The 11,612-nt window shown below is 54.2% G+C and carries 3 protein-coding genes; 1 reads left to right on the top strand and 2 read right to left on the bottom strand.

Annotated features, from left to right (window positions below; all coding sequences use genetic code 11):
- Nucleotides 1–386: 386 nt before the first annotated feature.
- Nucleotides 387–2,621, bottom strand: coding sequence for a BamA/TamA family outer membrane protein (locus tag ACFE7X_RS20085; protein ID WP_375437479.1), 2,235 nt, complete (start codon nucleotides 2,619–2,621; stop codon nucleotides 387–389).
- A gap of 272 nt (nucleotides 2,622–2,893) precedes the next feature.
- A complete protein-coding gene (locus tag ACFE7X_RS20080) occupies nucleotides 2,894–8,089 on the bottom strand; it encodes a translocation/assembly module TamB domain-containing protein (protein WP_375437478.1) in 5,196 nt (1,731 codons plus the stop codon).
- A 182-nt stretch (nucleotides 8,090–8,271) separates the two neighbouring features.
- Here ACFE7X_RS20080 and ACFE7X_RS20075 point away from each other — a divergent pair, with 182 nt between their 5' ends.
- Nucleotides 8,272–11,004, top strand: coding sequence for a 4-alpha-glucanotransferase (locus ACFE7X_RS20075; protein WP_375437477.1), 2,733 nt, complete (start codon nucleotides 8,272–8,274; stop codon nucleotides 11,002–11,004).
- Nucleotides 11,005–11,612: the final 608 nt, after the last annotated feature.

Below are 11,612 nucleotides of genomic sequence, written 5' to 3'. Positions count from 1 at the left end.
CTTCTAGCCAGTACCTAATTTTGAGCATTGATCGTGTGAATCGGTATCTACGCAATAGAAAAATTCTAATCTCTTTATTAACATAAAGGTCATAGCATATTATAGAATAGCCGATAGGTTGGTTTATCACGAAGTGAGGTGCTGTTTTATTCTCATTTTATCGTTGTAGGAGTGATTAGGTTGAAAGTTCAGTAAACTATTGCCACTCGAAATATTCGAGAGTTGTTTTCAAATCCAGCTAATAAGAGTTCGTTATTATTGATAATTACAAAGGCCAGAGGTCAAGCGGTATAGCTTGAACTCTGGCCTTTTATGTGACACTTTGTTTGGATCTGTTATTTAAAGGTAAACGTGATGATTTAAATCAGACTTCAGCAAGCGTAAAATTAGAAGGGATAGCCAATAGCAATGTTTAGCTTGATAGCCTTATAGCCAGTATCGTTGGCAGGAATTACATTGGTTGGGGTGATGATAGTGGTGTTTTCATATGGGTAGACCAGTGGATAGGCAGCGTCAAGGCGGATAACAAAAAATTGTACATCAATGCGAATGCCCGCACCAGCGCCGACAGCCATCTGTTGTAAGAAAGTTTTGAATTGAAATTGACCATTCTGGCCGTCCAGGTTACCGTTGGAATCGTAGGTAGCACGGCTAGCATCGGCATTTACGAGCCAGATGTTGCCAGCATCTACAAATAGAGCGCCCTTCACGTATGGAAATAAGTCCTGGCGGTATTCCACATTGGCTTCTAGACGGATATCACCAACTTGGTCGTAAAAGCCGCTATTGGCGTTGCGCTGAGCTTGGGTAGGGCGGTAGGTACCTGGCCCTATGCCGCGGGCATTGAAAGCGCGCACACTGTTGGGACCACCAATGCCATATTGCTTGAGGTAAGGAAGTACGTTTGAATTTAGATAGGGCATCCCTACGCCAATAAGCAGACGGGTGGCAATCTTATTGCCGCTAGTTGGGTTAGCGGACATTCGGTAGTAATTGCGCAGTTCCAAATCGACTTTGGTGTACTGCGAATACTCCTGACCAAATAGGGCATAGGACCCATTTTCGGTCTTTGAAGAGCCGCTAAGGTTTTGGAGTAGGTAGGCTAGATTTCCTGATAAGTCGAGGCCGCCGCTGAAGTAAAACTGATTACGGCGCTGCTCCAGGGATTGTTGGTTGTAGGTGTACTGGTAGCTGCTGCCTAAGATGAATTGCTGCCGAAAGCTATTTGCCAAGAAGGGCCTTTCGTTCAGTAGATCTGTGAATACCTGCTCTTGCTTGCTTAGTCTAAGGTATTGTAAGTCGATAGGTTGCAGGCGTTGTTCGTTGGTAACCTTGGTCTTCCAGCTATAGCCGTAGCCTAGGTTAAAAATGTCTTCCTGGAAGTATTTCGTTCGTAATACATACTTGTAACCCGCCTCAAAGAAAGTACGGGGCTGGAAGTCGGAATTGCGCAGGCGGATATCAAAAGGTGGCGTGATAAGCCGTGGGACGAGCAGTTGCGCATCAAGACCATATTGCGTTGAGGTGACACCGGATAAAGCGCCTTGCCCTGTTTCCACTGATGCGCTGGCATTTATGAGTAACTGCTCGGCACCGCGTAGTGCCGACCTATTGCGAAACTGTAGTACTAAGGACGGTCCGCTGAAAATGTTGGACGTGTTCATTTGGATTTCAGCTCGCAAAGACTTCTTGGGCACCTGCGTCATGCGTACGAAGGCATTCAGGTGACCATAGCCAGCGGAGTCAGGAACGTTGCGGGCAGGCCGAAACCGAATATCGACGTACTTGAAGGTGCCTAAGCTCATAAGACGGCTTAAAGTCTGGTCGGAGCGCCGCCGCCGGTAGAGGCTATCAGGATAAAGAAAGGTAGCGTTGGTAATGGCTTTTGCTCTAAAAACCTCTTCGTCGGGAAAATAGCGGTAGCCTCTGTAGAGTATAGGTGTGCGGCCAGCCGACGCGGTATCAGATAGTGAGTAGTTGGTATTAAGAGTAATGCGGTTCAGAACGTAGGGACGGACAGCACGATCTTGAATGTTGTTCTTCACCGTTACATAGATATTCACTTGGTTGTCGAGCGTGCTATCTACTTGGAAGAGAATATTGTCGGGGGAGAAATAGTAATAGCCTTGGTTTTTGAGGATCCCATCAATGCGCACTCGCTCATTGACCAAGGTTTGAAGGTTGTAAGGGTCGCCTACTTTCAGTAGAGAACCGGCTTTGGTAGCTTGAATGGCTTGGTCGACGAGGGTGTCACGGCTAGGGAACTGTATTTCTTTGATGAGGTAGGGCTTGCCAACTCGGGCCGTGTAGTCGACGGAGGCACTCTGGTCTTTTATTTCAACTTTGGCATGTACAACAGGCTTGAAATAGCCGCTGTTGTTGAGTCGGTTGACCATTAACCCCTTCACTCGTTGCGTGTCTATCTCGCTCAGCAGCACGGGCTTTTCACCGTACTTGTCGGCTATCCACTTGCCTATTCCTTTGGTTTTGCCTTCGCCGAGGTGCCAGAAATAAAGTTTGGGCCGCTGCCCCAGAAACGAGCTATTCGGCTTAGGGGCAACAACACCTTCCAGTTCGGTGGTTAGAAGACTCTCGTTGGGGATGGGGTTATCGGACTTCACCTTCACAGTGCTGCCAGTGTAGAGCTTGGAGCCTTCAGGAATGTACTTGGTGCCTGAGCATGATGCCGCTGTCAGTAAAACAACCAGAGCCGCCCAACGCCCAAACTTATTTTTCCAACTCCTTACTTTAGAAGCAGAAGAACAAGCCAGACTATTCTTGACTGGACGAAGAGCACTAGTGAGCATATGCAATAGGTGTTTTGTTGAGCTTCAGAGAATGAGAAAAATTGCTCGCGCGCGGCACTAGGCACCAGAAAATGCGGCCGGTCAGCCTAGTGGCCGGAAGTGGTAGCACGTTGGGCCGTCCGGAGGGAGTCGCGGCGGGGAGCAGTGGTGATGACGTTTGAAGAATCGGGGTTGGCTTTCCGCTCGCGGCGGTTGCGGCGACGGGTGTCTTTCACTTCCTCCTTCACTTCCTTATCAAGGCCCTTGAAAAGGTCCGCCAAGCTCTGATAGTCGCGCTGGAAAATCAGCGAGACGCCGTTTCGGACGTATTGGCCATCGATGTCGGCGTAGGCATTGTTGCGGAACGCCCGGAGACGGATACGGCCGTTGGCCAGTACATTGTACTCGATGCTTACGTCGCCGGCAAAGTTGCTGACGCCTTGTTGCCCCTGAGAGGCTTGGTTGCCTCCGCCAGCTAGGGGTACATCGGTGCCTAGGCGTACGCTTACCCGGTCATTGAAAAGCTGTCGGCGCACGGCTACATTCAAGTCGGTGCGGGTTTTCTCCGAGCCGCTTGAAAAATCGGCGGAGGAGTTTACCCCTAGTTCCACACCTAAGTTGGACAGGTAGCTGCCCGTAAGATTGTTAAGCTGTTGGGTGAGTACTTGGCTGGCACTGCCCCGCAACTGGTCGCCTACAATGCTTCCGCCGCTGCTCTGAAATGGGTCGCTGGCAAGGAAACGATTAAGAACCAGCAGCGAGAATACCTGCTTGTTGAGTTCCGACGATTCGCTAGGCTGGCGCAACTGCGCTAAGCGGGCTTCAATTTCGTTGCGGCTAATTACATTACTGTTTTCAGGAAGCTTGATATCAAAGCCAATAGTCGGTTTGAGAAGCTCCCCGGTGACGTTCAGGTACACCTGAAAAGGCGTGGCGTTGCGCAAGCGCGGATCATCAGTGGTAGGACCTTGGGAAGCCAGCAATTCGGCGGGAGCCGCTTTCACGTTGTAGATAGCGGCTATACTCATCTGCGCATTGTATGGGTCACCGGACCAAACGAGGTAGCTGCCCTGCCCGATAGTGAATTCGCGCGAAGCCAGGTCGTAGAGCGACATATAGTAGCTGCCTTCGGCCACTTCCAAGCGCCCGGCCAAGGTAATGGAGCCCGCGGCATTGACGGTAGTGTTGAGGGTTCCGTTGGCGCGCACCTTCAGGTTGTCGCCGGAAAGTGGGTCGATGATGACGGTGAACTGGCTTTTGTCGTTGACCGTAATGCGGGCGGATATGTCGTAACCAGAAGCTGTTTTAGCGGTGTCTACTGGTACTTGCTGAGCCAACATCGGGTCAATGGGGGCGCTCTTATCGACCCATTCCACAATACCGTCTGTCTCCACTAAGCCCGCCTCGTCGTTGGGCGTAACTACGGTCAGCGTGGAATTGTCGCCAACAACAGCGCGGGTGTTAATAACTGGTAAGGCCAGAGTGCCGCTAATACGCGTGTCCGAATCGACTGTTAGCCTGCCGTAGAACAGAGGATTGTCGCGGACGGTACTTTGAATAGCTATAAAGTCCTCGGTAGTCGCATTGAGGCTGAAGCGGTAGTCATCGACGTAATTCTGGGTGAGTACTCGCCCATCTACTACTGCTTTGTTGCCTAAGGAATCAAGCACCGTAAAGTTGTCGAAGCGCAGGCCTTGGTTATCAAAACTGATGGCCTGGCTCTGGATGCGGAAGGGCGCGCCTAGCTGCGTGAGCGTGAAACCAGCATCGGCAGTGGTCGTCAAGGTACCATTGATGCGCGGCTGACTGACGGTACCGTTCACGGTGAGGTTGCCGGTGATGCCACCAACGGTTTCTTGCAGCTGGCCGAGTGAAAAAGGCTCGGCTATTTTTAAATCAAACCGGTTGACATTGATGGCAAACTGGATAGGGCTCGGTGGCGTGGCCAGATAGTAGCCAACCGCCTGCACATCCATGCCTTGTTGGTTGGTGAGGCGCACATCAACGTTGTAACGGTCGGGGTTAGGGTTAGTCGCCTTCAAATTGATGTCGCCGAGCACTGACTTGTTGAAGGCGAAGCCCGTGAGGGCTGCATCTGCCGTGAAAGCCTGCCGAGGCTGACCGAGGCTGAAGGCTACGGCTTGGCCGTTGAGCGTACCGGCTACCAGAGAATCCTGCAAACCGGCAGCACGGGCCAGCCCGTTGATTTCCAAGTTGCCCATGCTGACCTGGAGCGGATACTGCGCACCCGCCAAAGTCTGCAAGGTGAGGAAACGGCTGTTGCGGCGGAACTCCACGTTTTGCGCGAAGATGGCGCCGTTGGTTGTCGTGTAGCGAAGCTCGTTGCCGGGTGTCACGGTCCATTCTACGCCGTCTAGCAGCACTTTAGGGTCGAAGCTGAAGGCGTAAGCGTCGCCACCGCGCAGCACCCGCAACACACCCGCTAGGTTCAACCGCTCAGCACTGTCCGACTCGGCAATGCGTAGGCGAGTGCCAATTTGGTTGTTCTGGATGCTGCCCGCCAGTGTAGGATTTGGAATGCGCAACGACGTGTCTTGGCTGACTTGGCGTAGGCCTAGCGCATAATCCAGCTTTTCAGGATTAGAGCTGACATCAAACTTCAAGGAGTCTAGCGCAAAGCCGAGGTACACAATCCGCTCGATACGGCTTCTGAGGCGTAAGTCGGCTTCGCGGCTGTCGAAAGAACCGGTGAGCTTGAAGGGAGTGAGTTGCTTGAGGTCGGGCACCAGCCGTTGCACCAGTTGCGTGTTTTTCACATTGGCATCGAAGCTGAATTGCCGGTAGGCGGTCGAAGGCCGGAACTGAACACCCGGTAAATCGAAGTACCGGTCGATGTGGCTTTGCAATACTGTGGCTAAGTCGCCGAGGGCGGTGTTGCCTTGCAGGTTGAGGTCGAAAATGTTGGAGTTAAACGCTACTTCGGTGCGGCCAGGCCGCTGCACGATACGGCCAGTTATCGAGTCGAGGGCAATCGGCGTATTGTCGCGCACCACCACAATATTGCGGCCGGTGAAGGTGCCATTGATGGAGTTGGCATCGGCACCGCTTAGGTTGGCAGTTAGGTCGCCTTGTACGCGCAAGTCGCCGCCGGTATAGAAGCCTAGGGCGGTGAGGTTGGCACCACGCAGGTTGAGGCGTTGCACCTCGTAGCTCGGGTTGTTGGCGTTGCGCAGGTTGATGGTCGCCAGCAAATCCAGGTTCAGGTTGGGGTCCTGGCGGCTGCGCGCATCCACAACATAGCGGTTCCGGTCGATGCCTACATTGGCCGTGATGCCCCGGTAGGTATAGCCGTTGTAGGTGGCACTGCGCACGTTGGCTACCAATCGTCCGCGCAGCAAGTTAGGATCGAGGCCGCCGCGGCCGGAGAGGCGGCCGGTAGCCGTGATGCGCCCAATGGTAGGGTCGCGCAGCACCTTGCCCACATCGAAGCCTTGCACATTAAAAGTGGCATTGATGGGCTCTTGGCCTTTGGGCCCGGCGCCCAAATCTACTTTGGCTGCCACGTTGCCGAAGCTAGTAGTAGCCCGCAGATCGGTGTCAAAAAGCAAAGCCGTAGGCCGACCCCGGAAAGTGCCCGCTACACTGATGCGCGGTGGCAACTGAAAGTCGGGAGGAATAGTACCCTTGGGTACCAAGCTGTTGATGTCGGCCGAAGTGGTAATGAACTGCTGGATGTTGAAGTCGGTTAACAGGCGCTGGTCGGTTTCAGGCAAGCCCTGAATCCGGCCGCTAGCCTTCACCTCCGTGTTGCGGAACCCCACGAAGTCAAGGTCTCGGATGCGCAAGTCGCCTACACGTCCGCTCACGCGCCCACTCACCAGCACCGACTGATTGGGCCCCGTATTGAAGGGTGGAGTAGCGGCCAGGTCGGGCGCTAAATACAGAATGTCGCGGAAGCCAATGCGCACGTCGCGCAGGTCGCCTTCGATGCCGAGGTTGGAGAGTTGCTTGGTATCCGACAGCGCATCGAGGCTGGCGTAGCGCATGCCGAGCGTCTGCCGGATTCGGGTGTGCGGCGTAATTAGGTCGAGGTTAGTAAGCCGGGTCTGCACCGAATCGAACACCACGTCGGCCTTGGTCGAAGTAATCTGGAAGCCGCTCTGGTCTTTGCCCGCTAACTGCGTGATACGGCCGGTGGTGCTGTTTTCCGAGTAGGAAAGATTCTCGAGGTTGAGGGTGAGGTCGGTGAACTTGAGGTGATTGTAATCGAGGGCCGGTACGCGGGTGCGCAAGCGAGGCTCATCGAAATTGTCGAAGGCAACATCTACACCGGTAATGTCGGAGCGCTTCAGCGTGACCACCCAACTAGCTTCCTGGCCCGTAGCTTTTTCCACGGCGTCGTTTATATCCCGCACTGCTTCGGCCGGGTTAACGACGCGCTTTTCTACGGGCACATTTTCGTTCTGGGCGTAGGCAATGCTGGTGTTGCGCAGGCGGAGCGTGTTCAAATCAACCCGGGAATTAATGAGGTCGATGTTGTCGGCCGTAATGTCGGCTTCGCCTACGCGGGTGCTGATGAACTGGGCCGACGGGGTGTTTCTGTACACCAAGCTGACGTTGTTGAGCGTGGCCTTGTTCAGCCCAAACGTCAAGTCAAGCGGCTCAGAAACGGCGGTGTCGGGCGGCGCAGTTTTGCTTTGCTCCATGCTGATGCTGGTATTGCGCAGCGCCGCTTGGTCGACTCTATAAATAGATTGGTCTACATCCACCGCGTCCATGTTCACGGCCAGCTCCCCAACTTTGGTGCTCAGGTTTAAGCCATCTACTTGGTCGTTATAGGTGAGGTAGATGCTGGTTAGGCGCAAGTCGCCGATGTCGTATTTGAAGCCCGAGCCGGTGGTGTCGGCCGGAGTAGTGGTGGTCGTATCGCCGGCGGTGAAGGCATTGACGATGAAGTCGTAGTTGGAGATGCTGTCGGGTTCGGTGCGGCTGATGGCCAAGCGGCCGTCGTTCAACTCTAAAGACTTTAGGTTGACTTGCGACTTGGTAAGCGCCCAGATGTCGAGGTCGACGCCAAGGTGGCCAACCGACAGCAAGGTGTCGCCCTTCTGGTCTTCGATGTAGACCCCATCGAGGTTCAGAGCGTGTTTGAAGTCGGTGCGGAACTTGCCGATGCGCACTTCCGTGCCGATTTTGTCTTGTAGATACGTTGCGGCTTTGCGCGCAACGTAATCTTGCGTAGAAGGAAACTGCAACGCTACTACCACCCCAATCACGAGGAGTAGAACGAAGCCAACAAGGCCCAAAACAACATACAGCGTACGACGAAGGTAAGTAGGCACAGGCGTGGTAATCAGACAGGGTGACGGTTAATACAACCAAACGGAAAAAGCAAGCTGCGGGTTGGAAGGCAACGGCGCAGGTGCATATCAAACGTTCTGAAGAGGTACCCGTAGTGCGTTAGGTCTCGATTAAAACCTATACTCCCTATCTTTCGCGTTCAACCTACTTCCCCTCCCCATCCATGATTCTGCGTTTTTCTTTGCCCTTTCGCACTGCGTGGGGCCAGCGGCTGATGGTGTCCGGCTCCGAGCCTAGCTTGGGCCAGTGGAGCCTCGACCAGGCGTTGCCTCTGCACTACAATTCCGATTCTGGCATCTGGAGCCACGAAATCAGTGTTCCCGACGACCAGCCCGGCACCCTTGACTATAAGTACGTGTTGGTGGATGAGCGGGACGGCAGCCGACAGCCGGAGTGGGGCCCCAACCGCACCATCGTCTACGATGGTCGGCAGTTCACTCGGCTGGTGTTGGAGGACTTCTGGCGGGCATCTGCCGAACCTGAAAACGAATTGCTTACCGCCGCTTTCACCAAGGCCCTGTTTCAGCGCCCTACCCAAAGCGGGAAGGCAACCCCAACAGCTCGGATAGCCGACGCAGTAGTCCGCTTTCAATTAATTGCCCCGCGTGTCGAGTTGAATCAGCAGCTATGCGTACTTGGCTCCGATGCGGCCGTGGGAGCATGGGACGGCCGCAAGGCGTTGGTGCTCTCCGATGCCACGTATCCCACTTGGGTTACTGAGGTAGCACTAGAGCAGCCCGAGTTGCCGCTGCGCTATAAGTATGGTATCTGGGACCCGAACGAAAAGCGCATTGTTCAGCTGGAAGGGGGGGAGGACCGCGTACTAGACCCAAGCACCGACCGCCGCACATTGCGGGTGCGCACCGACGACAAGTTCCGGTACCTCAACACCTGGCGTGGCGCTGGCGTGGCGCTACCCGTATTTGCGATGCGCAGCCAGCGCGGCCTGGGTGTGGGCGAGTTTCCAGACTTGAAGCTGCTCGTGGATTGGGCCGTAAGCACCGGGCTGAAACTGGTGCAGATCCTGCCCATCAACGATACCGTGGCCACGCACACCTGGGTTGATTCGTATCCGTACGCGGCTATTTCCGTGTTTGCGCTGCACCCGCAATACCTCAACCTCGATGCGGTAGCCCCGCTGCAAGATGCTGCCGCACAGCAAGAGCTGGACGCGCTGCGGCAAGAGCTAAACGCGCTTGACTTCGTGGACTACGAGCCGATGATGACGGCTAAGTGGAAGTTCATCAAGCAGCTTTATCAGCAGGAGAAAGCCAGCTTCCTCGCCGACCCAGCCTTCCGAGCGTATTACGATGAGCAACGGGCCTGGCTGGTGCCTTACGCTGCCTTCTCGGGTTTGCGCGACCGGTTCGGTACGGCGGATTTCCAGCAGTGGCCCGAAGAGTACCGCACGCCCAAGCTGGTAGATGAACTGACCCAAGAAGACGCCCCCGACTTCGACGAGTTTGGCGTGCACTTCTTCACCCAATTCCACCTCGACCAGCAGCTGCGCGATGCCGTAACCTATGCCCGCCAGCACGGCGTGGTCCTCAAAGGTGACTTGCCCATTGGCATCTACCGCCACTCCGTTGACGCCTGGACGCAGCCCGAACTGTACCATATGCACCAACAGGCCGGCGCCCCACCCGACGATTTTTCGACCACCGGCCAGAACTGGCGCTTCCCGACCTACAACTGGGAGCGGATGGCCGAAGATGGTTACGCGTGGTGGAAGCAGCGCATGGGTCAGCTGGCCCGCTATTTCGACGCCCTGCGCATCGACCATATACTAGGCTTCTTTCGCATCTGGGAGATTCCGGGGCACTCAGTGGAAGGACTATTGGGTCATTTCTCGCCGGCCCTGCCTTTCTCGCAACAAGAGATTCAGCAGCGGCTGGGCTGGTTCGATTATGCGCGGTTGTGCGAGCCGTATATCCGCTGGCGCCTCGTGCAGAACATTTTCCATGGGCAGGCGCAAGCCGTGTTCGATGAGTTTATGGAGGAAATCAGCCGAGCAGGCGACATCCGGCTAAAAGAGCACGTGCGCACCCAACGCCAAGTGGAAGCCGTGTTCGAGGCGAAAATGGCTGCCGACCCTGCTAATACCGACCATTACAAGTGGCTGCGCACCGGCCTCTACCAGCTCATCAACGAGGTGCTGTTCGTGCCCGACGACCTGCGGCCCGACCACTACCACCCGCGCATCACGCTCCATAAGAGTATCTCGTTTGCGGAGCTAGATGAGGAGTCGCGCCGCCGTTTGTACCACGATATCTACGTCGACTTCTTCTACCACCGCCACGAAGGGTTCTGGCGCGAGCAAGGCCTCGTAAAGCTGCCGCCCGTACGCTACGCCACCAACATGCTGATTTGTGGCGAAGACTTGGGTATGGTACCAGAGTCGGTGCCGGGTGTGATGAAGGCGCTGGGTATCCTGGGGCTCAACATCCAACGCATGCCTTCCAACCCAAACACCGAATTCGGCCACCCCAACGACGCACCCTACCTGTCGGTAGTAAGTCCAGGCTCCCACGATATGAGTACGCTCCGGGGTTGGTGGGAAGAGGACCGAGTAAAAACGCAGCATTTCTTCGAGACTATCTTGGGCCACCATGGAGAGCATGCGCCCTACCATTGTGAGCCCTGGGTGGTGCGCGAAATACTGGTGCAGCATCTGCATTCGCCGGCTATGTGGGCCATTTTTCCGATTCAAGATATGCTGGCTCTGAGTGCGGATTTACGTCGTCAGGATCCCCATGAAGAGCAGATTAATATGCCGGCTAATTCACAACATTTTTGGAAGTACAGATTGCATTTACCGCTAGAAAAGCTGCTCAGTATAATTGAACTTACGAGAGAAATAAGAAAAATAAACAAGGGTAGCGGACGAGCTGATTAAGCTGCTCAGTACTATTTCAGTATATTTTTGCAATAAGCCTTCTCGCTAGCGGGAAGGCTTATTTTTTGTTGGTCTAAATAGTAATCCCAGTGTCTAGCAGCAACTCGTAAAGGCTATTTATTTATTGAATCATTTAAACAATTGACGCATAAAAACAGGGCTAGCAGCGAAGCTCCCCATCTGAGAGTTAGTATTCATCGAGTATAACTTCAAACTCAGCGAAAACTGCCGACCCAGCTTCGTGCACACTGTAGTTTTGTCTACTTAACAGTTCAGCCTTCTCATAATGAGATTAACCATCTCAGCTTGCTATTACTTTGTCACCTCACGTCTTACCTATATATTTTTTGACATGAAAATACGCTTACGCTTAGTGGCTTGGCTGATGAGCCTAGTTCCGTTAGGATTGCCAGTAACCGTGCTGGCGGAAGGTTCGAAACAGCTTACGCCAAACACCGTAGCAACAGCTGCAGTGGCTCTCAACAGCAGCACCAATACGCGTTCGGGCTGGCTGGAACATGACGGTAACCTAGCTACTTTCGCGACAGTAGGTAACGTAACCAATAGTTTTCTAAAGCCATTTGGGTACAATTACAACGGAGTAGTTT

The organism is uncultured Hymenobacter sp. (assembly GCF_964242765.1).
Lineage (GTDB): Bacteria > Bacteroidota > Bacteroidia > Cytophagales > Hymenobacteraceae > Hymenobacter.
This window is presented reverse-complemented; position numbering and strand designations above follow the sequence as displayed.

What these genes read in the sequence shown, in the direction of transcription:
- ACFE7X_RS20075 (WP_375437477.1), top strand. Translation starts at nt 8,272, where the DNA reads ATGATTCTGCGTTTTTCTTTGCCCTTTCGCACTGCGTGGGGCCAGCGG.